Annotated in this window: 18 protein-coding genes and 1 other RNA gene; 6 read left to right on the forward strand and 13 right to left on the reverse strand. The window is 43.7% G+C overall.

The annotated features are described in order from the left end of the window. Nucleotides 1–170 precede the first annotated feature (170 nt). Nucleotides 171–2162, forward strand: coding sequence for a methyl-accepting chemotaxis protein (locus KJB35_RS08320; RefSeq protein WP_047100874.1), 1992 nt, complete (start codon nt 171–173; stop codon nt 2160–2162). A 163-nt stretch (nt 2163–2325) separates the two neighbouring features. Then, nucleotides 2326–3486, forward strand: coding sequence for a DUF1887 family protein (locus tag KJB35_RS08325; protein WP_005378476.1), 1161 nt, complete (start codon nt 2326–2328; stop codon nt 3484–3486). A 157-nt stretch (nt 3487–3643) separates the two neighbouring features. Here KJB35_RS08325 and udp read toward each other — a convergent pair whose 3' ends face one another. The 7 genes from udp to KJB35_RS08360 all read right to left on the reverse strand — a co-directional run bounded on the left by udp (nt 3644) and on the right by KJB35_RS08360 (nt 11943). Next, nucleotides 3644–4402, reverse strand: a complete 759-nt coding sequence (gene udp, locus KJB35_RS08330; RefSeq protein ID WP_005378479.1) for a uridine phosphorylase — start codon at nt 4400–4402, stop codon at nt 3644–3646. Between the two features lie 314 nt (nt 4403–4716). After that, nucleotides 4717–7023, reverse strand: coding sequence for a zinc/cadmium/mercury/lead-transporting ATPase (locus KJB35_RS08335; protein ID WP_213905383.1), 2307 nt, complete (start codon nt 7021–7023; stop codon nt 4717–4719). 172 nt (nt 7024–7195) lie between these two features. Beyond that, nucleotides 7196–7615 (reverse strand): CBS domain-containing protein, encoded by a 420-nt coding sequence (locus KJB35_RS08340; protein ID WP_005378483.1) that lies wholly within the window; start codon nt 7613–7615, stop codon nt 7196–7198. 247 nt (nt 7616–7862) lie between these two features. Continuing rightward, nucleotides 7863–8597 (reverse strand): RNA methyltransferase, encoded by a 735-nt coding sequence (locus KJB35_RS08345; protein ID WP_213908035.1) that lies wholly within the window; start codon nt 8595–8597, stop codon nt 7863–7865. A 212-nt stretch (nt 8598–8809) separates the two neighbouring features. Beyond that, an RNA gene (gene ffs, locus KJB35_RS08350) (signal recognition particle sRNA small type) lies at nt 8810–8906 on the reverse strand. Nucleotides 8907–9043: 137 nt separating this feature from the next. Further along, entirely contained in the window at nt 9044–11047 is a 2004-nt protein-coding gene (locus KJB35_RS08355; RefSeq protein WP_005389940.1) for a GGDEF domain-containing protein, read from the reverse strand. 152 nt (nt 11048–11199) lie between these two features. Beyond that, nucleotides 11200–11943, reverse strand: a complete 744-nt coding sequence (locus tag KJB35_RS08360) for a hypothetical protein (RefSeq protein WP_005389942.1) — start codon at nt 11941–11943, stop codon at nt 11200–11202. A 257-nt stretch (nt 11944–12200) separates the two neighbouring features. On the opposite strand from KJB35_RS08360, the gene KJB35_RS08365 reads away from it, so the two are divergent. Then, nucleotides 12201–12503 carry a DNA base-flipping protein gene (locus KJB35_RS08365; protein WP_033905036.1) on the forward strand — a complete coding sequence of 101 codons (303 nt, stop codon included), beginning with the start codon at nt 12201–12203 and terminating at the stop codon, nt 12501–12503. 30 nt (nt 12504–12533) lie between these two features. On the opposite strand, the gene KJB35_RS08370 is transcribed toward KJB35_RS08365, so the two are convergent. After that, entirely contained in the window at nt 12534–12968 is a 435-nt protein-coding gene (locus KJB35_RS08370; protein ID WP_005378572.1) for a YbaY family lipoprotein, read from the reverse strand. A 240-nt stretch (nt 12969–13208) separates the two neighbouring features. On the opposite strand from KJB35_RS08370, the gene tesB reads away from it, so the two are divergent. Then, nucleotides 13209–14069 (forward strand): acyl-CoA thioesterase II, encoded by an 861-nt coding sequence (tesB, locus tag KJB35_RS08375; protein ID WP_005378575.1) that lies wholly within the window; start codon nt 13209–13211, stop codon nt 14067–14069. 68 nt (nt 14070–14137) lie between these two features. Here tesB and KJB35_RS08380 read toward each other — a convergent pair whose 3' ends face one another. Together KJB35_RS08380 and KJB35_RS08385 are read right to left on the reverse strand one after the other, a co-directional pair. Then, nucleotides 14138–17179, reverse strand: a complete 3042-nt coding sequence (locus tag KJB35_RS08380; protein WP_213908036.1) for a cadherin repeat domain-containing protein — start codon at nt 17177–17179, stop codon at nt 14138–14140. 457 nt (nt 17180–17636) lie between these two features. Continuing rightward, on the reverse strand, nt 17637–18101 hold the full coding sequence (locus tag KJB35_RS08385) for an Lrp/AsnC family transcriptional regulator (protein WP_025998626.1): 465 nt from the start codon (nt 18099–18101) through the stop codon (nt 17637–17639). Nucleotides 18102–18241: 140 nt separating this feature from the next. Between KJB35_RS08385 and KJB35_RS08390 the strand changes: the two genes are divergently transcribed. Next, complete coding sequence (locus KJB35_RS08390; protein ID WP_005389952.1) at nt 18242–19336, forward strand: PLP-dependent cysteine synthase family protein; 1095 nt, start codon at nt 18242–18244, stop codon at nt 19334–19336. Nucleotides 19337–19397: 61 nt separating this feature from the next. On the opposite strand, the gene KJB35_RS08395 is transcribed toward KJB35_RS08390, so the two are convergent. After that, nucleotides 19398–19715, reverse strand: a complete 318-nt coding sequence (locus tag KJB35_RS08395) for a DUF1244 domain-containing protein (protein ID WP_005378586.1) — start codon at nt 19713–19715, stop codon at nt 19398–19400. Nucleotides 19716–19929: 214 nt separating this feature from the next. Between KJB35_RS08395 and KJB35_RS08400 the strand changes: the two genes are divergently transcribed. Beyond that, nucleotides 19930–20505: a porin family protein gene (locus tag KJB35_RS08400; protein WP_170890538.1), complete on the forward strand. Its 576-nt coding sequence runs from the start codon at nt 19930–19932 to the stop codon at nt 20503–20505. Between the two features lie 80 nt (nt 20506–20585). On the opposite strand, the gene vmeF is transcribed toward KJB35_RS08400, so the two are convergent. Beyond that, a complete protein-coding gene (vmeF, locus tag KJB35_RS08405; protein WP_149191937.1) occupies nt 20586–23699 on the reverse strand; it encodes a multidrug efflux RND transporter permease subunit VmeF in 3114 nt (1037 codons plus the stop codon). Further along, entirely contained in the window at nt 23699–24793 is a 1095-nt protein-coding gene (locus KJB35_RS08410) for an efflux RND transporter periplasmic adaptor subunit (protein ID WP_005378593.1), read from the reverse strand. The genes vmeF and KJB35_RS08410 overlap by 1 nt, the downstream gene beginning before the upstream one ends. Between the last annotated feature and the right edge of the window lie 300 nt (nt 24794–25093).

Raw genomic sequence — 25093 nt, forward strand, 5'->3', positions numbered from 1 at the left:
TGCTAATTAACGAGGCTTTTTTTGTCGTGTGCGTCATAAAATGCGCGTCACAAACTGAATACAATCCAATGAATTTTGTTACTTTTTTAAGACAATTATTATTTTTATACCCAAGTAAATTCAAAAAATACTTGGGTAGCTTGTCTATTTTTGGGAGAGGAAACTCACTTATGCGAGGTTCAGTTATTAAAAGGATGTATGCCGGCTTTGCACTGATCATCATCCTATTTGCCGTCACAATTGCCATTATGATGGGAGGAATGAGTGATATTCACGGAAAATTTGGCACGGTATCTAAATCATCCCTACCGTTGGTATCGTTATCTAATCAAACCAGTGTTGAGCTGCTTTCTGCCGACAAATCATTTAAAGACTTCCTGACAACAGAGAATAAACAACGCATGGATGAAATGCGTCAGGAATTTGCTAGATCTCAACAGCGCTTCGAATCAACATTGGCTCAACTGAAAACCGCAAGCCAAATCTACCCTTCTCTTGCCGAACCGTTTTCACAGTTAAAAACGTTAGAGCAGAGCTATTTTACAGAAGCTCTAGAGGCCATGGACAACTACGAAGCAATGTTCGCGGCTCAAGAAGAAGTGCAAAAATCCTCACGCCGCTTCCAAAAACTGAATACCGAACTGTCGGTTGGTCTTAAAGAATATGTGGCAGATCAAACCAGCATTTCTGTCAAAGTCATGGCAAAGAGCTACTTTATCAAGTTAAAAGATGCCGAAGTAATTACCTCTGATGCCCTCGCCAGTTCCAACCCTGAGTTTGTTACGCAAGCCGTAGCTAAAAACCGCAAAGCAGTAACGCACTTGAATTACGCATTCCGCGGGTTGGTGACTCAGCTTCCTGAGCTAGAAAAAGCATTTGGCGAATCTGTAGAGCAATTTACTCGCGACGTTGGTATGCGTGGCGGTGTGTTAGACCAACATAATAATTACCTCAATGCTCGCGCCGCTTTGTATAACAATATCGCCAACCTAGCAAATAAAGTGGATTCAACCATGGCGATTCTTGAGCAATTCACGACAACCGCAACAGATAAGCTCAATGAATCATTGGCAGATGCAGGTGACATATATTCAGCGGGTGTAACGAAAGCCATCATCATTGGCGTTATTGTCGTTTTACTCGCGACAGCGATTGGCTACCACATCGCACAAAGCGTTCGCGAACCGTTGACTCGTATTCTAAAAGTGTTAGAAGGCCTGACTGAAGGTGATATGACACAGCGTATCGATATTCGCTATAACAACGAATTCAGCCGTGTGAGTGGACACATTAACTCACTCGCCGACAACCTTCACGAGATCTTGGTGAAACTCAACGAAGCGTCAGAAAACCTATCGTCAACCGCGACAACCAACGAACGCACCTCTTCGCAAGCACAAATTAAATTGAGCTCTCAACGCGAACAAACAGCAAACGTCGCTACTGCGATGACAGAAATGTCTCATTCAGTGCAGGAAGTCGCGCAAAGTGCGCAAGGCTCGCTAGAAATGGTGCAACGCGTCGAATCTGCCTCTGAAGAAGGCAGAAATGTTATGAGCAGTAACATCTCAACCATTAATCAACTAGAAACACGTTTGAACGAATCGGTCTCCGCAGTTTCTGAGCTACAAAAGATGAGTGGTCAAATTGGGTCTATCCTTGATGTGATCCGCAACATTGCGGAGCAAACCAACCTACTGGCATTGAACGCGGCAATTGAAGCGGCTCGCGCTGGTGAACAAGGTCGCGGCTTCGCGGTAGTGGCAGATGAAGTACGAGTACTCGCATCAAGAACGACTCAATCAACCACTGAAATTGAATCCATGATCAGTAATCTGCAAGCTAGCTCGCAATCGGCGAACCAAGTCATACAAAGCTGTATGAGCGATATGGAGATGTCGGTTGAGCAAGCATCAAAAGCGAACAGCTCAATGGAAGAGATCCAGGCGCTAATCATCGAAATCAGCCAAATGAGTACGCACATTTCACAAGCAGCAGCAGAGCAAAGTGAAACATCAACAGACATTGCTCGCAGCATTGAAGATATCAACAGTATCGCCGATGAAAGTTTCCAAGCCATGTCGAGTATCGCACAAACCAGTGAATCACTGACCCACTTGGCTCATCAGCAAAATGAATTGGTCCACCGCTTTAAGTTATAAATACTTTATAACTAAGAGCATTAATTAGTGCAATCAACTGTATAAGGGCGACTTTTTGTTAAGTCGCCCTTGTTTTTTGTCGGCCATGTCTACATATGATTAATAAGGCCAGCTCATCCCCTTGCACAACTCTTTTCGAGCGGCCTCATAAAAAGGAAAATCTATGGCTGTTCATGTTGGTATTATCGACCAAGACCCAGTGAGATTGGTCACTCCTCTATTAGATAATCGTACGCTAAGCACACATATCGTCTTCATCGGAGACAAGAGCCAGTTAGATATATTTGACCGACTGAGTGCCGTTTTAGATCAACGAGAAATTACTTCTGAATTTTTTGAAATTCCATCCGCTGTTAATACATCTCTGATCAAACAAGCAATTCAAAAATTGGCAAAAGACCTCCATGAACGCGGCGAAGATGTAAAATTGAACGCGAGCTGTGGTCTTCGTCATCGCTTGTTGTCGGTGTACGAAGTTTTCCGTACCTATCGCTGGCCAATTTTTGTGGTTGAGCCTAGTAGCGATAAGCTTTGTTGGTTATACCCTGATGGCAAAGAAGATACCCAAGTCGAAGATCACATTACGATTGCAGATTACCTCACTATCTTTGGTGCACGCGGCGAGTTTCACCACGTTGATTTACCACCTCTTCTTGATAAAAAATTGTATGAACTTGGTGAACGATGGGCCTCAAATGCGCTTGAGCTTGGGCCAGGTCTAGCAACACTTAACTACCTTGCAACCACATGCCGCAAAGAACAAAAGCTTGATGTCGAGCTCTCCGAAAAACAGCAGGGCTACCGTGAGCTAAACATGTTGCTTTCAGATTTAGTAGAAGCAGAAATCGCCACCTATGAGAATGGCGTTTTAACGTTTGCAGATGAAGATGCTCGACGCTTTTCAAACGGTGAGTGGTTAGAAACTTTGGTTCACAGCACCGTGAAGCAAATCCAAGACACCATGCCGACGATCCAAGATCGATCGTTAAATGTTCAGGTTTATCGCAAACTTGGTGAAAGTGAAGTACGCAATGAGTTAGATGTCGCAACAGTTGTAAACAACAAGCTGCACATCATCGAGTGCAAAACCAAAGGCATGAGAGATGACGGCGACGATACTTTATATAAGTTAGAATCGCTTCGCGATTTATTAGGTGGCTTACAAGCGCGCGCAATGTTGGTGAGCTTCCGTCCTCTTCGTCACAATGACATTACTCGTGCTGAAGACTTAGGGCTAGCCCTGATTGGCCCTGATGAGCTTAAAGATTTAAGAACGCACTTAACGGCTTGGTTTAAAGACGCGGGCGGTTCAGACGAGATATAGTGCCATTAAGAAAAGCTAAAATTCACAACGATAAAAAGCAGCATTAATGCTGCTTTTTTTATACCTAAATTTTAGCTGTACGCATTTCTATAAGTAGAAAAAAACCAGAGGTTAGCCTCTGGTTTTTTCTGTTTGTTTAAATGCCAACTATAGCGGCTTAAAGCATTTTACGCGCTGCTTCTACAACCACTTTAATTGAACGCGCTTCCGTTTCTTTCAGAGTTGAATGATCTGGAATCTCTTTTTGTGTACGGTTGATGATAACACCAGCCACACAACCCGCTTTTAAACCAGAGCTCGCACACATTGTTAGCAGTGTTGCAGACTCCATCTCGAAGTTAAGTACGCCCATGTCTTGCCATTCTTGCATAGAGCCTTGGAAACGCTTAACAACACGACCAGAGAACGTATCGTAACGTTCTTGACCAGGGTAGAACGTGTCGCTTGATGCAGTCACACCCATGTGAACTGTAGCGCCAGACTCTTCTACCGCTGCTTTCATTGCGGTTGCTACTTCAAAATCAGCAACTGCTGGGAATTCCATAGGAGCAAAGTGTAGGCTCGCACCGTCAAGACGAACTGACCCCGTCGTTACGATCATGTCACCCACGTTTACATGTGGTTGAATTGCACCCGTTGTACCAACACGTAGGAAAGTACGAACACCAAGCTGTGCCAATTCCTCAACTGCGATAGAGGTAGAAGGACCACCAATACCTGTAGAACAAACCACAACAGGTTTACCGTCTAGCTCTGCACGGTATAGCGTGTATTCACGATGGCTTGCTAGAAATACTGGATTTTCCATTTGTTCTGCGATTTTTTGAACACGCGCTGGGTCACCAGGAATGATCGCTAGAGTCGCACCATTAAGATCAGCTTCAGTAACACCTAAATGGAATACAGCTTGAGACATAAGTCGCTCCTTATTGTGGCTTATTTTATGAACAATAAGCTCATTAATCAGTTATTGGGTACAGATGCACTGTAGCGAACCTTTCACCAACATAGAGTGATCACAATCACAATGACAAAATGTAATGAAAGTGAAATTTCAAACAAAACTGGTATTGATCACACTTTAAGGGGCGTTAAATCATTTTGTTGCATAGCAATGCGTGATTTCAAGGACGAGAAAAACGTCTGATCGCATCAGGTGAATACGGTTAAAAAAAGCCCGATACACGAATGCCTCGGGCTATTAATGAGTGGGATCATTGGTTAGGTCAGTTATTTGATCTGTTTGGACTCAAAACGAAGTAATCTCAACGCATTCAATGTCACCAGTGCTGTTGCACCACTGTCAGCTAATACTGCAACCCACAACCCAGTAACCCCAAGTAAACTTGTCACTAAGAATACACCTTTCAAACCTAGCGCTAACGCGACATTCTGACGAATGTTACTTAGCGTCGCACGCGACAGTTCTATCATGGCAGGTAGCTCAATCAACCGGTTGTGTGTTAACGCCGCATCAGCAGTCTCGAGCGCAACATCCGTACCGCCTCCCATCGCAATGCCGATACTCGAAGCTTTCATGGCTGGAGCATCATTGATACCGTCTCCCACCATCGCAACGGTATGTTGTTGTGATAGCTTCTCGACGTAATGCACCTTGTCTGCAGGTAACAAACTCGCTTTATAATCCAAGCCTATTCTATTTGCCATTGCTTCTGCACTTCTCGGGTTGTCACCCGTTAGCATCACCGACGTGACCCCAAGTTCCTTCAACATTGCGATGGCTTGCTGGGCATCTGAGCGCAATGTATCTTGCCATGCGATCACGCCAATGACCTCGTCATCGAAACGCACAATGACAACCGTTTTACCTTGTTGTTCCAACGTAACCACTTGCTCTTTGGCTTCTTGAGAAAGTGGAAAGTCTGCCTTTGAAGGCGTGACCACTTGGACCATTTTTCCATCGACGTAACCAGTGACACCAGAGCCTACTTGCGCGGTTTTATCCAACGCTTCAGGAATAGTAAGCCCCTGCTCTTGCACTTTGGTAACTAAAGAAACCGCTAGAGGATGACTTGAACCAACCTCGATTGACGCAGTTAGGCTAAGTAACTTGTCTTCATCCATATCAAAAGCAAAGACGTCAGTCACTTCTGGTTTACCTTGCGTCAGTGTCCCAGTTTTATCAAATGCGACAGACTCAACCTTGCCAAGCAACTCAAGCGCCGCACCACCTTTGATCAATGCGCCCCGCTTAGCAGCTGCCGCCAAGCCAGAAGTGATCGCCGCAGGCGTTGAAATGACTAATGCACATGGACAAGCAATCAACAGCAGGGCGAGTCCTCGATAGATCCACGTTTCCCACGGTTGGGCAAATAGTAATGGCGGCGTAACGATAACCATCAGAGACACCAACATCATTAGCGGCGTATACCAACGGCTAAATTTATCAAGAAAGCGTTCTAATGGTGCCTTACGAGATTCGGCTTCTTCAATCAAATGAAGAATTCGGTCTATCGCATTCTCGCCCTGACGGGAAGTCACCTGTAAGCGAACCACTTTATCGACAACCACAGCCCCGGCCATCACTTTGCCACCGGTTTGATGTTCAACGGGAACAGATTCTCCCGTTAACGCACTTTCGTCAAAACTCGCAAGCGCATCTTGCAAAACACCGTCGGCAGGCAAACGACCTCCGGGTGCGACTTCTATGGTATCCCCTGGTTTAAGCTGAGCAGCTGGTACTTCTTTACGCTCTCCATCAATAATTAAAATTGAATTTTCTGGGACTAAGTCCATTAACGCCTGGACACCGCTTCGCGCGCGAGATGATGCATATGCTTCTAACTTTTCACCAATAAGGAAAAGCAATAACACCATTGCGGCTTCGGCGGTTTCACCTAAATATAAAGCGCCGAGCGCCGCTACACTCATTAACGTTTCAATCGCAAAAGGCGTACCGCTACGCGCCAACTTAAATGCTTTGAGCGCGATTGGGTATAAACCAAGTAAACACGTCAAAGTGAATAACCAAGCGCTTATTTGAGGGTCGATCTTAGAAATTACTGCCGCAGTAGCCATTGCACCAGCAATCGAGAGAATTTGGATGTTGTCTCTTATGACGCCAAGCCAGCCTTTCTTTGTAGTGCTTGGTTTTGGAGCATCCAGTGAAGAGAGCGGGAAACCCGTTTTTTGGGCTGTCTGCTCTATCGTAGCTATCAGCTCTCGACCATCAAAATCGACGACCAGTTTTTCTGTTGCAAACAAAACCTTGGCTTGGCTGACGCCTTGTAAAGACGTAATGGCTTTCTCAAGCTTTTGCGCACAAGATGGGCAATCCATACCTGACACAAGCCAAGCGTTCCGAACGGAGGAATTACTCTCCCTTGTGGGATCGTCTTCCTCGCCTGTATCTACGCTGCGGCCTCCTCCACTACAGCAAGAGCTTTCAGAAACATCAACACTGGCCTGAGAGATATTGAGCGAAGATTTTACTGGCGCACAGCATGACTCGCTTGCACCAAGCGGCACCGCAGTTTTGATTTTGCTAGATTGGCAACCTTGATGTTTTGTACACATAATTTTTTCCTTATTGGTATCGGTGATTTACCTATTGCTAAGGATAAACCTTAGAGTAAGCTCCAAGGTCAAGATAAATTTGTACAGTTCGGCGATAGAAAATAAAAAAGACGCCGAAGCGTCTTTCCAAACCAGTTTAAAAGCAATATTCCGTAAAGTTTAAACAGAGAGGTTAAACGGGATGCTTAAAGCACTCATTTAATGTCATTCCTATGGCACGCAGCACGTCTCTTCTTGTGATAACACCAACCAACTTACCTTTGCCATCCACCACTGGATACATTTTCGGCTTTCCAACTTTCATCATGTCAGCCAGTTCAATTACTGACATTTCTGGAGAAACAGATAAGACATCATCATGCATACACTCTTGTACCGTATGTGTATCTTGGCAGTGATAACTTGCTTTCACCAACTTATCTAATAAGTCTTGCTCCGATAAAAACCCAACCACTTTTTCATTTTCATCAATGACAGGGCCACCTAGTGTGACACTTTGCATTACTTTGTTTAAAGCTGCCGAAAGTGACATATCTTTCGTGAAAGTCACCGCTTGCAACGTCATGTAATCTTTTACTTTTAATGAATGCATTCTTATCTCCTTAAGGGCATTTTATTGCGGCCTTTAGATAAGTGTCGCCTAATTTCCTGATTTTACTAAATGGAAAGGAGTAATTTTATTTATAGGCACAGCCTATTGAACTAAAACAAAATTAACTCACCGAACAACATTCACTGTATTTCGTTAAACGCAAGATTCAGCCAGGCTGATTTTTCTAGGCAATAAATACAACAAAGCCAGTCAAATTGACTGGCTTTGTTATTAAGTAATTGTTGCGTTAGCTATGTTGGCGGCGCATGTTGTCTAAAATAATGCCAGTCGCCATCGCGACATTCAGTGATTCGGCACCGCCAAACGCCGGAATCGTGATTTTATCTGTCACGAATTTTGCTGCGGCTTCGCGCACACCATGAGATTCGCTGCCCATCAACAAAATACCTTCAGCAGCGAAATCCGTTTTATGAACGCTCTCTCCTTCCAAAAACGCGCCATATACTGGCAATTTGGCGTGTTCCAAGTAACTTGGCAAATCCACCAAACTCACTTGTACGCGGCCAAAGCTGCCCATGGTCGCACTGATCGTTTTAGGATTATAAGGATCAGCACAATCTGTACTCGCAATAATGTGCTTGATGCCATACCAGTCTGCAACACGAATAATCGTACCTAGATTACCAGGGTCGGATACACCATCTAGCGCAATCATCAAGCCTTTCGCTTGAGGCTCTTTTACACTCGGAATTTCAACCACAGCAATGGCCGCATTATTGCTCACAAGCGTGCTCGCTTTGGTCAATTCATCAAGCGATGCTTCAACACAATCAAAACGATTTAGCGCACCAGCATTTTGTTCGAGAAATGCCGCTGTTGCAAAAACCTGCTTCACCTTCAATGAACTACTTGCTAGCTCTAGTACGTTCTTTTCACCCTGAACTAGGAATAAGCCATGCGCTTTACGCTGTTTCTTTTGGCCTAAAGCACGAAGCAGTTTTAATTGTTTTTTTGAAATCATTAAAGTATCCCAGGTGAAAATGGTTATTCGGCGAGCGTACCCTAAACAATCTTCACGACAGTTCGGTATCAAGCGGATGAGATTATAAATTATACCTAAATAACCTCAAGAAGCTTGATCATCAGAAGACGTTGAACACCAAGCGTAGCCAAAATAAAAGAAGGCTCAAAAACGAAAAAAGCCCTGCGATAACGCAGGGCTTTCAAAGGGTGGGACCCCAGCCACATCCCGGCACACAAGTCACACGCTGCGGCTGCTTCCTTCCGGACCTGACCGAGTTCACGAGCTATTGTTGCGAGAGGACCAGAGCCCCATAATTCTTTTCGAGAGGTCTTGCCTCAATCGATGGGGCGATTATTCAGTATCAGCTCTCATAATGCAAGAGCAAAAACCTTGAATTTCATCATTTCATTACCGTTTGAACAAAACTCGATCAATTCATTCCTTTATGATGAAACCGTGCAGTCACGATAAGAGGAGTCGTGCCGTGAGGACTGCTTACTCATGTACATGTCTTCATCAGCCAAATGCATCGCTTGCTCTAAGCTCATGTGCCGTTCCCTTTTTGCAGAGAAACCAATAGAGATACTTATAGACTCCAAATCACTACATAATTTGCCTTTCACATCGATTCTACTGAGCTCTCTCATTGCTCTAGTTAACTCGGCTTGCGTTGGATAACCCAGCAATATGAACTCATCCCCTCCAATTCGATAACATCTTCCCGACCAGACATAATGAATTTTTAGCGCCAGTAGTTGTAAAACTTCGTCCCCAGCGCGATGCCCATAAGTGTCATTGATTCGTTTGAAATGATTAATGTCTAAGTAAAGTATGGATAGATCTTTGTTTACTCCTTTTCGATACTTTACTTGCAACGCACGACGATTCCTTAACCCTGTTAAGTTGTCAGTGTTCGATTGACGGTAAAGATAAAGCGAAACACAAATAGCAAACAATAATACAAAGATAAACACAGCTTGTGTTTGCGTCGCTAATCGAATCTCATATTCAAGTGCGGTACGCCAATCTGGGCGTACATCGTACTGAGCAATGATCTTATCAACTTCTAACATCGCTATCGCTCGACTGAAGAAAGGCGCAAGCATGGCTCCTTTTTCATTCGCGACCAATCCAACAGAGAGTTGAGACTCATAAAACTCGCCAATAGCGGTATCCTGCTCTATCGGAACCAGTTCACTGAGACGTAAAAAATGATTGAGCATCGCCGTATCCATCGGAATGTAATCGACTTCTTCATTTAATAGCCCCTGAATGAGCTCTTGTTGAGTACGATAACGTTTGAGTTCTTTTAGCGGTAACAGTTGCGTCATCATTTGATCGAAAAAGTCATCCTTAACTACGCCAATCCGCTCAGATATCAACTGTGAAACATGAGAGTATGTGCTCGGCTTGTAACCTAAACGCTTGACCATCACCGATGCTGGCGCGTAATGGGACTTTGGAAAGTAGCTAAATGCGCGCCGCTCACGGCTGACCGTTAACGGCGCCAAAATTTCGAAATTACCTTGGATAAACTCATGGTACATAGAACCCCAGCTTTCACCAGGCTCACTAATGATCAAGCAGTTTAAAGCCAAGATCTCACAACTTCTCAGGACTACATCAGCCGTCATCCCTTCGACACTACCATCTGCGTTGTATACAACATATGGAAAGATAGATTCGAGCTTAATCCGTATTGGTTCATTAAAATCAAGGGGTAATAAACGAATAGAATCACGCAACGCTGCTCGCCTTAATTCAAATTGATACTGGGAAATTTCTTCGCGAAGCTGCTTTTGCACCGCTTCCCCGTGAATAAACGTAGCGAACGTGTCCAACTCTTCAAGATGATGATCTTTTTTACTGATGATGGATACGGGCTTTATCGAAATCTGATCATTGAGCATCTTGGCGTCAAACCCCTCCATCAGCATCGGCTTGAGCTGGTTAATGGCATCGACAACGCCGTCCACAGCACCTGAACGTAGCAGTGTTACTGCTTGTTCGTGACCTTGATAAGAGATCTGTTCTAGCTCAGGGTAGTGTTGTTTAAGTAATTGGGCATAAACTGTATCTTTGGGGACGCCAACACGCGAAATGTCACTCAACGTCGAATCTTTTAAACCAAAGAGGTAGGTATATTCGATATTTGTTGGGCGGGAATAACTAAAACGTTGAGCACGTTCTTGTGTGTAAGTGATATTCGCAGCAAAGTCCGCTTCCCCATTCGCTACTGAATTTAGAATGGCATCAAAGCTGGAGTAGTTCACGTATTGAACGGTAAAGCCAAACTCCTCTGAAGCAGCATTGAAAAGAACACGAGTAACGACATCATCCGCTTCAGTCGCGACTTTATAATGAGCAATTAAAGGGGCTTCGGCTTTTACATTCAAACTCAAGAGGCAACATGCAAAAAGCAACAGTGTTCGAGCAAAAGTTGTCATGACAAACTTATCTTAAATCAACCACTTATATTGTGGTTATTATTATTGGAAGTGTAGTAAATATGAAATGAAGAACATATACTAATCTCCATTTTGTTCCACAACCAATTCGATACTCTGCCGCACATGTCACTTTTTACCTGACTAAAAACTCATAATTCAGCCTGTTCATCGCTACTACGTAAAATATAGTCAGTCATCCAAGCCGTCCCTAACAAACAGATCCAAACCACGAAAACAGGGTTTGGCACATCCGTGGTCGGGCTGACGACTAAAGCGGCAAAACCCACAGTCGGCAATGTCCAACATAATAATTTGCTCCAACGAATGGTATGTTGAAGCTTCGCAAGTGCTTCCATTGACGCTAACATTCCCGTCAAACTTAACGCCATAAGAACGGCGTACGGTAGGCCTGCAATCCACAATGGGAGCAACAAAAACAACGGCCACCAGCTGTGTTTATTGGATGGCGTCCAATGCGCAGCCGACCACCACATCGCCATAACCGCAATGGTTTGAACCACTGTAACCCAAGCAGACCCATCCAGCTTACCGCCTTGCTGTGTGACCATAAGACCAACTTGCAGTGTAAGTACAATAAGACCAGCGGTGAGCAACACGCCTAAAGAGCTTCTACGAGAAAACACCACCATTAAAAGTGGGAAAAGGATCAAAACACCAACCGACAAAGCAATTGGCTGCATTGAGAGTGTCGCACCAAAAGCCATCATCGCGCCCAGCAATACTAAGCCAGCGAACCCACCTTGTGGCAGAACCCACAGCGCGGGGATCATAAGTGCAAGAACGGGAATGTCACCCTCGCTCAAACTCATCGCCCGAACGCAGACAACAGCGAGTAAGGTCGTAACGAAAAATTGAAGTGTCGATAAAATCATAGCGCCTCCTGGCTTCCCCACCTACTTGGTAACTCAACGGCAAAAACTGGGATTGAAAGTCGTTGAGAGGGTCTAGATTCAAGCTTAGCTTGCGTTTGCTTCATGCTGTTTAAGGCTCATCAACCAACGACACTAAAGAACAGAAAATGTAATTCTTCAAAGTGAGTCGCTGGCAACACAAGGGTTAAGAACCGTTAGCAATATACAAGTCCAATGGTTTACCATTCCTTAGTAATCCAAAATAGACACTTTTGAGTATGGACCAATTTTTAGCGCAAATCTTTGCTGTAATTCACCAAATTCCAAAAGGAAAAGTCTCCACCTATGGGGAAATTGCAAAAATGGCCGGTTATCCGGGCTATGCGAGACATGTTGGTAAAGCACTGGGTAACCTACCAGAAGACAGCAAACTCCCCTGGTTTAGAGTGGTAAATAGCCAAGGAAAAATATCTTTAAAAGGCAGAGACTTAGAGCGACAAAAAAAGAAATTAGAAGCAGAAGGGATTGAAGTCTCGGAAGTTGGCAAAACTTCACTTAAAAAATACAAATGGCAGCCTTAAGCTGCCATTTTTTGTTCTCAGTACGTCGTATTAACGTGTTCCAACTAGACGAATATCTAATTGGTGAGTTTGTGCTTCATCTGTAATAACACCGTTATGTGTGTCGCTGATAAAACGCAGCTTTCCATCTACCTCAATGCGAGCACGAACGCTGTAACGATGGTTTGGTTTGATTTCATTGCTGTCGTAACTCAACTCAAAAGAAAGAGGAACTTGCTTACCTTCTGTTTCGAATGTCTGTTTCGCCAACACTTTTGCTGGCGCATCCGCCAAGGACACATCTTCTAACGCAATAGTAACCACTGCGTTTGGTGGCAAGGCAATCCGCTCGCGATAAGCCACTGTACCTGTAATCGTCTTCATTGACGCCTCTGTAGATTCCATTTCTGTATTTTGAGAAGTTTGGCAACCCACTAACGCAGCCCCAAAGAGTAGAGAAGTAACAAGTAGTAGTGTTTTTTTCATATATTCCTCGAAAAGAGCATTAAACCGAAGCAATTATAGGTGTGGAATATAAAACTGTCTGCTTCCTGTCATTTTATTTGACAATAGTTTGACTGAGTTAGAATTTATCAAACAATTGATTTTGTTTCATAATTGGAACAATACTATTTCTAAGTTACTCAATAGTTCTTAACTATGCCACTTCACAAGAGTGAGGCTGTTGAGGTAACTTGGAATGAAAGACAACGGTGAGGAGACACAATGAGTAAACCACTACGAGAATTGCTCAGCCTACTACAACTCGAAAAATTAGAAGAAGGCTTGTTTCGTGGCCAAAGTGAAAACCTAGGTTTGCCTCAAGTTTATGGCGGTCAAGTAATTGGGCAAGCACTTTCTGCTGCGCGCTACACCGTTGAAGAAACACGCACGGTACACTCCTTCCATAGCTATTTTTTGTACCCTGGCGATCCAGAAAAACCTATTATTTATGACGTAGAAAATCTGAGAGATGGCCGTAGCTTTAGCACTAGACGCGTAAAAGCAATTCAAAATGGACGCCCTATTTTTTACCTAACCGCATCCTACCATGGCGATCAACCTGGGTTTGATCATCAAAAAGAAATGCCAGATATCCCTGGTCCAGAAAACTTTGCTTCAGAGAGTGAGCTCGCAAGCCATATTGCAGAATTTCTACCCAAACGCTTACGCAAAACATTTTGCGGGGAAAAGCCAATCGAAACTCGCCCCGTTACGGTTATCAACCCTTTGAAGCCCAAAAAAGCAGAACCCAAACAGTACCTTTGGATTCGTGCTAATGGTGAAATGCCAGAGAATCAGCTAATTCACCAGTACCTTCTGGCCTACGCATCCGATTGGGGATTCCTTGTGACAGCAATGCATCCACATGAAGTCTCATTAATGACGCCTAACTTTCAAGTGGCCACCATTGACCACTCTATCTGGTTCCATCGTCCGTTTAAGATGGATGAATGGCTTCTATATGCGATAGAGAGCCCAACGGCGAGCAATACTCGTGGGTTGGTCCGTGGCGAAATATACAACCAGCAAGGTCACTTAGTGGCGACCGCCGTGCAAGAAGGGGTGATGCGCTACACGAAATAGCTCGTGTTCGCCAGACGAAAAAAGGAGTGCTGTTCCGCACTCCTTTTTTAATGGGTATCAAACGATGATTAATTTGGTTGATACTTCATGTTAATAACCGACCATTCGTAAAGTGATTTCGGGTAACCATATTCGCCTTTCCCGTAAATGACATTTGGGTCGGCATAGAATCCACCTTTATTCGTTGCTAAAAATTCACGAACCCCACGACGGTAAGTAATCACAGGTGCTACTAACTCATACTCTACCTTTTCCATCTTCGAGTCATCAATTATTAAGAACCGAGTCATACGAATCGTGCTGCCGTTGGTGCAGTACCCTGGGTCATCATAGTCAATTGCTTCAAAAGGCTTGAGATCATCTTCGAACAGCTCTGATGCACATCCATCAAATCGAGCTAAGTGTACCCACGCTCCTTTTATTAGAGTTTGGTCATCGTTACCCACCGGCTTGAATGCAAGTAGTGCAATCTTACCTTTGCCGTATAATTTCAATTCTTCGTCCGTTGGCTCACGCACTGAACGAACGTTCATCAAACCAAACTCACTTTCTTCTAAGTTAGAAAACTCACGTGCATTTAGCGTGCTAAACAATACTGTTTGTTCAGTTTCAAGCAATGTATATTGATCCGCAACACCTTCATCTGCAAAGCTTAGATACAGCTGGACTTTCTTACTTTCCAACGCTTTGTAATCTCGAGATTCTCCTTCCGAAACGTCGAGAGAAATCCAACGTCTTTTTACTGGTGGGAGGTCAAGTAACGTCAGCTCTTCCTTATCAACATCTAATGAAGCGACTCCTTTAATTGTTGAGCTAGATATTTGATAGCTGCGGTTTCCTATTGGTGTACCAAAGTCTAGCTTAACCTTTTTAAATGGTTCAAATTCCACCTTCATTGTAGAAGCACTTAAACCAGGGTGATTCGCTTTGTTAATAGTGCCATTTACGACGATTGTTTTAGCTTTGTAGTTGCGCCCAGTAAGGGTAACCTCTAATTGGTACGTGCCTGCATGCAGGATTTTCAAACGCCCTGTATCAGGAGAAACTAGCTCGACCACAGGGTCTTTTTGGTTAATAAGACGGTAACTTGCCTTCGCAGTCCCACCACTCATCACTGGTGAGATAACACTACCAGCGGAGAATTCTACCGTTGGGTAAGTAACCGATACAGGGTTTGTGCCTTGTTTAATCGTGACCGAGAAACTACTTTCACCCGGATCCACTTTGTCGTCCCCCGCATCCGAAACAATAATTTTTGTGCTACCCGCGTTAAGAATTTGCATGGCACCCGTTTGGCTGTTTAAGGAAACCACATCTGTTGCTGCGTTGTCTGCAAATCGGTACGTAACTTCCCCAACCGTACCAGAGATTTTCGGCGCAACAAATGTTTGGCCAACCTTCCAAATCTCTTCCACATCGGATTGAACTTCAATTCGGCTCGGCGCACTCAAAATTGTCACGTAGACTTTTTGATCAGGACCAACAGTATAATTCGCGCTCTCTTTTCTGCGCACAGTTAGCGTCGCTTTACCCGCTTTATACACATGGAGACGTCCTTCACTAAAACCACCGACAACATCTGGTGCGGTGTTATCTACAATCTCAATTTGCTCGTCAGCACTCAAACCAAAATCACGGTGAAGATCAAAACTGTATTTGTTGCTGTATACAACGTCATAATCGTGTGTTGCCATCGGTTGGCCTTCAGCCTTTGCAACTTTGATGACGACATTAAATTGAATAGGTTGGTAGAACTCCCCACCATCGTCTTCAAACTTAAGGTCGTACTCACCCGCAGTCACTACCTCCAACTTGCCGTCAGTCATTCGTAAGCCATTAGGTAAGCTGCTAACTAGATTTACGTTACCTTTTTGCCCTTTAAACGCCAGAGGGATTGAAAGATTTGGTTGATAGGTAAGCGGCATTTCAATGTCTTTTATAACGGGATGAGGCGCGCGATTAACTTCAAGATCAAAGCGAGTTTTGCTTGCAGGATAATTACGCATGTCATGCTCGTAAATTTCCACTTCAGCAGCACCAACACCTTTGATCAGTAATGCTTCACCATTTTCAGTTTTAGCGACAACGTCTTCACCACGAATGATTCTCAGCTCATAGTCACCGTAGGCGTTCGTCACCTTAGGGAAAATTCGTCCACCTTCCTCATAAGTTGTGACGATATCCGCTGCGCTGATTTCTTGACGCTTGCCTTGTTTTATATCCACAAAAAATTGCGCTGTTTGCTGTTTATCCAGAAACGCGTCGCTGTAAGTTGCAGTCGCTTCAACCGTTAATCGACCAACATTATGAACAAGAAGCAAACCCGTTTCAGGATCTAGCAACTCGGCCACCTTGCTGTCTGGTACGCTATTTATAATTTTGTAAGAAATACGTTGCGTTTGAGCTTTATCTAGACGCACTGGTTCTAACGTCAAACCTTCTCGATACTCGTCTTCAAGCAAAGAGAACTGTAATTGCCCCGGAGCTACTGCATGCAGTTTAACCGTAGCGCGAACTTGTTTCGGCAAGTAAAAGTCGTTACCTGAATCAGTAATCAGCACCGATGCCTGACCAACTGAACCTAATGAATATACCGAACCGTTCTCATCAACACGAATCAAGTTATGACCACTTTCTACCTCATAACTCAGTTCGCCTTTTTGGCCACGGACGATCAACGCTTTTCCTTCTGACTCAATCGCATTGAAATTCAGATCACTCACTGAAAGTTCAGTATTGATGCCTCGCTCTACAGTGACAGAAAATCTTGCTTCAGAAGATTCATAAGCAGAGCTACTATCTGTAGCAAGAATAGTCGCCGTTCCTGGGCGCAGAATTTGTAGTATTCCTGAGTCATTAATTTTCACGACATTTGGCGGATTAGAGTCAATGACTTGGTAAGATACCGACCCATGTACATTGCTCAGTTTTGCTTCAGTAACCGTTCCCACTCCTTCAAACTTCAATACCGTGTCTTCCACTTTTAATTGCGGACGGTTCTGCTTTGTTATCGTAGTTGGTGTCTTCGTATTGTTCGGCTTAGAGTCTCCCCCACCGCCACAGCCAGCGAGTAAAGCTGCGAGAAAAAGCAAATAGTAATTTCTGTTCATTTTTAGTAATACTTTGTTACATACAAGATGGGGCGATAATAATACGATGTTTTATTAATCACTATCCCCATTTTTGAGTACTTTATTACTTAAGTAATTGCTACTGTATTAATCCTAAAAATAAATACTCAAAAATAGCGACCAAATTACATGAAAACACAAAAAGCAAACGTTTAAATCAAGCTCTTCCATTAATTTAGTAAAAATTAATATTCAATAAAATAAAACATGAAAAATAAAGAGAAAAAATTGCGTTATTTTTTCTTTCATTATGATGTATAGGATTAATGGACTGCAAAAACAAATGGTTAATGAAAAATAGAAGAGAGAATAAATATCGTTTATATTTATAAAATATCTGGTAGGAAATAGTTTTAAAAGCATAATCAAACTACCTTTTAACATTTAAAATACTAAAAGGTAGAATTAACATTAGATAGAATTCTTATAGGGCGAGTTATTTTAGGATTGGTAACTCTGTTGTGTATTTAATGGACTCCATAGCAAATGTTGAAGTCACATTAGATAGCCCTTTTACGCTATTAACTAACCGCTTATAGAATTCGTCAAAACACTTCATATCTTTGACTAGTACTTTCATCATGTAGTCATACTCGCCAGCCATACGATAAAACTCCATTACCTCAGGAAAGTCACTCACAGTTGTAACAAAATGGTGATACCAACCTTCGGAATGATCAATCGTTTTTAACTGAACAAATGCAATGAAAGATAGCTCGAGCTTTTCTGCACTTAACAACGCCACGCGTTTTTCGATGTAGCCCTCTTCTTCCAACCTTTTCAAGCGCTTCCAGCATGGTGTTGTAGTAAGATTGACTCGCTCAGCCACGTCATTTAATGACAAGGTGCTGTCGGTTTGTAGTAAAGCAAGCAGCTGCTTATCTATTCGATCTAAACTCATTTCTATAAAACCCATAAAATGTAGAAAATTTTTCTACAAAAATCTTTATTAAGAGTAACAATAGCAAAGTTTTTCTCGAAAATTATAGATAAATTATCCCTATCTAATACTTATCTATCGATTTCCCAAGGAGAGACGCCATGTGTACTGACCACAATTGGATCAACAATGCAGTGCGTAAAATTGAAGCAGACTTCCAACGTTCTGCTGATACTCATTTATTTAAACTTGAACTGCCTTCTCTTGATGGTATCGATATCTACCTAAAAGATGAGAGCACGCATCCAACAGGCTCTCTGAAACACCGATTGGCACGCTCGTTGTTTCTTTATGCGATTTGTAATGGATGGATTGGTCCTGAAACCACTGTAATCGAGGCGTCCTCAGGCAGCACTGCCGTTTCGGAAGCGTATTTTGCGCGTTTACTTGGCTTACCGTTCATTGCCGTCATGCCGAAAACCACTGCACGTAAAAAGATCGAACAAATTGAATTTTACGGTGGTAAAGCGCACCTTGTTGAACGATCAGATCAGATTTATGACGAGTCTCGACGCTTGGCTCAAGAACTAAATGGTCACTACATGGACCAGTTTACTTATGCTGAACGCGCTACTGACTGGCGCGGTAACAACAACATCGCGAACTCTATCTTTAGCCAAATGGAGTTAGAAGATCACCCGATTCCTAGCTGGGTAGTGATGAGTCCTGGAACAGGCGGCACATCAGCAACCATTGGCCGTTTTATTCGTTACCAAAAATACGACACTAAGCTTTGCGTGGTAGACCCTGAAAACTCAGTGTTTTACGATGCTTTCCAGTCAGGAAATCACTCATTGAAAGGCGATACTGGCAGCAAAATTGAAGGTATCGGGCGACCACGTGTCGAACCAAGTTTTATTGCTGGTGTCATTGATGAAATGCGCAAAATTCCAGACGCAGCCAGTGTGGCAACCGCCCATTGGGTATCTCAGCTGATTGGGCGTAAAGTCGGCGCATCAACAGGCACCAATCTTTACGGTGTGCTGCAATTGGCTTGTGAGATGAAACAACGCGGTGAGAAGGGTTCTATCGTGACGCTTCTATGTGATTCTGGAGAGCGTTACCTAGATACGTATTATGACTTAACATGGGTAAAAGAGAACATCGGCGATATTCAACCTTACTTAGCTCAACTCGAAGTCATTCAAGCAAAAGGTTGCGTTGAGCCAGCTTGTTGCGGCTCAACTAACGCTTAACGTGCAAACTGGACTTTAAAAAACAGCCCAACTTCATGTGGGCTGTTTTTATCGCTGGGTTTTACTTTTTCTGGCGCGCTTCAAACGCAGCCAATTGTTCTGGCGTTGCCGCTGGTTGATGATTTTGTTTCCATTCATCGTAAGTCATGCCGTAAACACGTTCGCGAGCGTCATCAATATCTAAATCCAAACCGAGATTTTCAGCCTCAGATTTATACCATTTACTAAAGCAGTTGCGACAGAAGCCCGCAAGGATCATCAGGTCGATGTTTTGTACGTCTTTGTTAGCATCTAAATGCGCCAATAAACGGCGAAATGTAGCCGCGTCTAACTTATCTTGTTCTTCTTGAGTCAAGTTTTTGTATTTGAATTCAGCCACTTTCCTTTCCTTCTCTCTTATTTAGCTAGCTTTCGTCACCATATCTAGTTAGTCGGTAGTCATGAGTAAGAAGTATGCTTTAGCGCAACAATTCCCATTCTAAAATCACTACCTTTGATAAAAGCTGATATGATAATTACCATCCATCCTATTGATTAAATTAACATTTAAACAAATCATTACAACGGTCTTTTACCAAGGTTATCGTCTAGTTATGAAAAACGCCATTCTATTATTGTCTGCCTTGACCATTAGCGTGCCAACTTTAGCTGCTCAAGAACAAGCTCATCAATCTTATTTTTATCTGGGTACTGGTAACGTTGGTTTTGATACACCGTATTTCGGCTCGGATAGAGACAATGAGTGGTCAACACCACATATCACAGTTGGCTGGGGTTACCATATAAACCAATACCTCGCGTTTGAAGGGGTTCTGCGCTATTCACAAAATGAACTTAAGAACGATGCTCTAAAAACTAACTTAGATCTTCACTATTACCAAGCAGGTATGTCTGCTGTTGTAACAAGTGATAACTTAGGCGATACGCCGCTGTCACTGTTTGGTCGCGTAACTGCGCTTGGCACTCAAGCTGAAATGTATGTTCCAAACGAACAAAAAGTCACAGATGATTCAGGCGCGCTATTCAACATCGGTGCTGGTGTCCATTGGGATATGAGCAAAGATATCTGGTTACGCGCAGAGTACATTTATAATGTCGCGGATATGGGTTTTGAAGATTTTTACGACAGCTACGAAGGTGTACAAATCAGCCTAGGGAAACGCTTCTAATCGAACGCTTCCGAGCTAACTTTAAACCGATAAAGAGAAGCCGAGGTTATTACCTCGGCTTTTATGTTTTAACGTTTGATTTAAGGGTGCGCTATACGGCCCTTCGTATCATGGCTAATTGCTTTGTTTAACTCTGCTTCTACATGACCTGGTGCTTGTGTTTTCGCCGAAATCAATCGGTACATTGCCGGGATAACAAACAAGGTCACCAATGTCGCAAACCCCATCCCGAAAAAGATAACCGTACCCACGGCAATACGGCTCTCATAACCCGCCCCTGTCGATACTATCAACGGAATTGCGCCAGCAAGTGTGGTAAACGCAGTCATCAAGATTGGACGTAGACGTCGCGCAGCTGCATCAATGATCGCTTTTTCAAACCCAACGCCACGATCACGTAGCTGATTGGCAAATTCTACGATCAAAATACCGTTTTTCGTCACCATACCAATCAACATGATCATGCCGATCTGGCTATAAATATTCATACCTTGGCCCATAATAACCAAACCAAGGAAGCCACCAAATACACCCATCGGCACCGTAAACATGACCACTAACGGGTTTACGAAGCTTTCAAACTGAGCCGCCAACACGAGATACGCCACTAGTAGTGCCAATGCAAACACAACAGCAACACTCGCTTGGTTCTCTTTAAAGTCTTTCGACTCCCCCGAATAACTCACCGAAATGTCACCCGGTAAGTTGTCGATGGCTTCCTGGTCTAGGTAATTCAGCGCATCTCCTAATGTATAACCTTCCGACAGGTTGGCAGTAATAGTGATGGACTTCTGTTTGTTGTAGTGAGAAAGACGAATAGAGGCCGCCACTTCTTCAATTTTTGTGACCGCATCTAACGTCACTAGCTGACCGCTATTCGTGCGCAGATAAATCTGACTTAAATCTGCAGCATTATTAAAGCTATTTTCATCACCGCGAAGATACACATCGTACTCTTCGCCACGCTCAACATAAGTCGTTTCGCTTTTACCACCGAGCATGATTTCTAGGGTGTCAGAAATGTCTTTAACACTGACTCCTAGCTCTGCGGCACGCTGTCGGTCAACTGTAACCAATAACTCAGGCGTTTTTTCCGAGTAATCTATCTCTGCTCCTTCCATCATTGGTGATTCTTCTGCTTTGTTCTTTAGCATTTCAGCCCAAACAACGAGCTCATCGTAATCAGAGCCGCCTAATACGAACTGAACTGGCTCACTCGAACCACCTTGGAAACCTGGCATAAATGGGAACACTCGAACATCTGGGATACCTGCCAATTCTTTCCGTACTTTGTTAAGGGCTTGCTGAGCCGTGATATCACGTTCGTTCCAATCTTCTAGAATCATGATCACAAAGCCTGTCTGGTCTCCTGCCTGGCCACCAAACGCTGGCGTTTGGATGCTGAATGACTTCAGATAACCTTGCCCTAGTAATGGCATCAATCGGTCTTCGACAATATCCATATTGGCTGACATACGATTGTATGACGTAGCATCTGCACCGCGCACAAACGCAAATATCACACCGCGATCTTCTTGTGGGGTCAACTGGGCCGGTACCTGATTCATCAAGAAATAGCTACCGCCCAAACAAGCTAGAATCACCAGCGGAGCAGCCCAACGTACTTTCAATGCGCCTTTCAATAATGCGCGATAGCCACTCTCAAGCTTGCTAAACAAGCGATCAACCGCTTCATTGAATCGATTTGGTTTTACATTCGCCTTCAAAATCTGACTACCTAATACAGGAGTCAGCGTCAGGGCAATCAAAGAGGAGAATATGACAGACATAGCCAGCAATACAGAAAACTCTGTAAATAGTAGACCTACCATGCCATCCATAAAGGAGATCGGTAAGAACACCATCACCAGCACTAATGTTGTTGCTATAACAGCAAAACCAACCTCTCTGGTGCCTTTATATGCGGCGAGTAATGGCGATTCACCGCGTTCAATATGGTGGAAGATATTCTCTACAACCACAATTGCGTCATCCACCACCAAACCAATCGATAATATTAACGCCATCAAGGTGATCAAGTTGATAGAAAACCCAAAGTAGTACGCGGCAATGAACGAAGAAATCAGAGAAACAGGTACCGTAACCGCAGGAATTAAGGTTGCACGAGCTTGGCCGATGAAAATGTACAACACCAAAATCACCAAGCCGCCCGTGATAAATAGCGTGCTGTACACCTCTTCGATTGAACGCTCGATAAATACTGTCGCGTCGTAATCTATCGCAAGACGTGTACCTTCTGGTAAGAACTTCTGGATGTTATCGACTTCAGAACGAACCAGCTTAGCAACCTCTAACGGGTTTGCGTCTGACTGCGGTACCACACCAAGACTGATATTTACTACACCATCGCTTTTGAAGGTTGAGTTTTCGTTTTCTGCACCAATGAAGACATCTGCTACATCTTTTAAATAGATAGGTGTATTGTCGCTTGCGCGTTTAATGACAAGATATTGAAAATCTTCAGGCGTGTTATAAGTACGAGCCGTACGCACGGACATTACCGTTGAGTCGTTGCGAACTTCACCACCTGGGCTTTCTAGGTTCTCACTTCGCAAAGCTGATGTAATGTCCGAAGCTGTAACTGAACGTCCAGCCATTAGTTCTGGCTTAAGCTTCACGTACATTACCTTGTACAAACCACCGGAGAGATCAATGGAGCTAACCCCAGAGATCAGGCTAAAGCGGTCCATCAATACACGTTCGGCATAATCCGTTAATTGAGTACGGTCCATCTCTGCAGAACTGAGATTGATGTAGAGCGACGCCTCTCCCGAGCCATTGTTCTTATAAACAATAGGGTCATCCGCTTCATCAGGTAGCGAGCGCTGAGCACGAGCCACGGCATCACGCACGTCGCTTACACCTGTATTGAGATCGTAACCTAACTCAAACGTGATCGTGATACGCGACATGCTGTTACGAGTAGTGGAGCTAATTTCATCAACTCCACTGATCCCAGAAAGCTGGTCTTCCAAAACGGAGGTAATTTGGCTTTCAATAATAGTCGCCGATGCACCCTCATAACGCGTACTGATAGAAACGACTGGGCTTTCTATATCAGGCATTTCACGAACGGCTAATTTGGTGAATGACACAAAGCCAAACACACACAACAGCATGCTCAGAACCAACGCCGCGACAGGGCGTTTAACTGAAACGTCGGACAGTAACATTAGTTTTCTTCCTCATCCGATTCACTGTCATTGCGTGTCACATCCGTGGTGTTCGCTTTTAGTGGCGCGACAATTTCTTTCACTTCGACACCATCACGCATGTTAACAATGCCTTGAACCACAATCTTGTCACCAATCTCAACACCAGATTCGATCACCACCTCGTTACCAACACGAGCCCCTAGCGACACTTCTTGACGAGTAGCTTTGTTATTTTCATCAATTACATATACAAAACGTTTAGTTCCGGAGTATTCAAGTGCTTGAACAGGAATGATTGGCGCCTTAATAGCAGGAAATGCTAGTGAAGCGTTCATCAACATGCCCGGCTTCAATTGATTTTCTGGGTTATCAAACTCAATACGCACGCGAAGATTCAGTGTTTCGGCGCTGATCCGCGTATCAATACCTGTGACTTGACCAGTAAAGGTCTGGCTACCCCATGCACTGGTTTTAGCGATGACTTCCATACCAATAGAAAGCATCGATAAATAGCGCTCCGGTACTTGTAAATCCAGTTCCATGACGGAAAGATCATCCAACGTCAAAAGTTCAGTACCGGCACTGACCATTTTGCCTCGGCTAAAATCGATAAAACCAACAGTGCCAGAAAATGGGGCAGTAATATGGAGATCAGCTAAATTGGCTTGAGCAGCATCAAGCCTCGCTTGTGCTATTTCAACACTGGCTTTTTGTGCATCGATTTCAGTTTGAGTAATCGCATTCCGCTTAACCAAACGTTGGAACTCTTTTAACTTACGCTGTTCATCTTTAAGGTACGCCTTTGCCTCAATCAAAGCGGCTTGAGCCTTATCGTCATCTAACTTAATTAATAGCTGGTCTTGCTGGACATTTTGATTCGCTTTAACAGCGATTTGATTCACTTTGCCGGCGACTTCCGATGCGACAACGACAGACTCCGCTGCCTTTAATTTGCCGATAAGAGTTAAGGATTGATTGATCTCGTGCGTTTCTACTTGTTCAGTCACAACGGTAACCGCTGAGCCTCCTCGCATCGCAGCGCAAACCGATGGAGAACTCAGTAATATAGAAAGCGTTAAAACAGATAACGATAACGTGGCTTTCATGCTCATGATATTGACTTCTAAACGAATAAACTTATGTCATTAAACTGCTTACAGTTTATCAGTAGATACGGTGTTTAACGTCAAGTAGTGTAAATTCAAGTAAAAAGCGCGCTTCTCTTCTGTTCAAAGGACAAACAAAACGCTGACTTTCTACCATCTTTGCCCAAAAAGACAGCATTCAACGTAAAAACGTAAGAAAAACGCTTTACAGCCTGAGCGAGTTTGCTATGATTCGCTCCGCACTTGGGAGATGAATTGGGAAAACATCTTACTAAGTATAAAAATCCTCTGGAGGGGTTCCCGAGT

Origin of the sequence: Vibrio sp. D431a (assembly GCF_030248655.1) — a bacterium.
In the GTDB taxonomy this organism is placed as follows: domain Bacteria; phylum Pseudomonadota; class Gammaproteobacteria; order Enterobacterales; family Vibrionaceae; genus Vibrio; species Vibrio alginolyticus.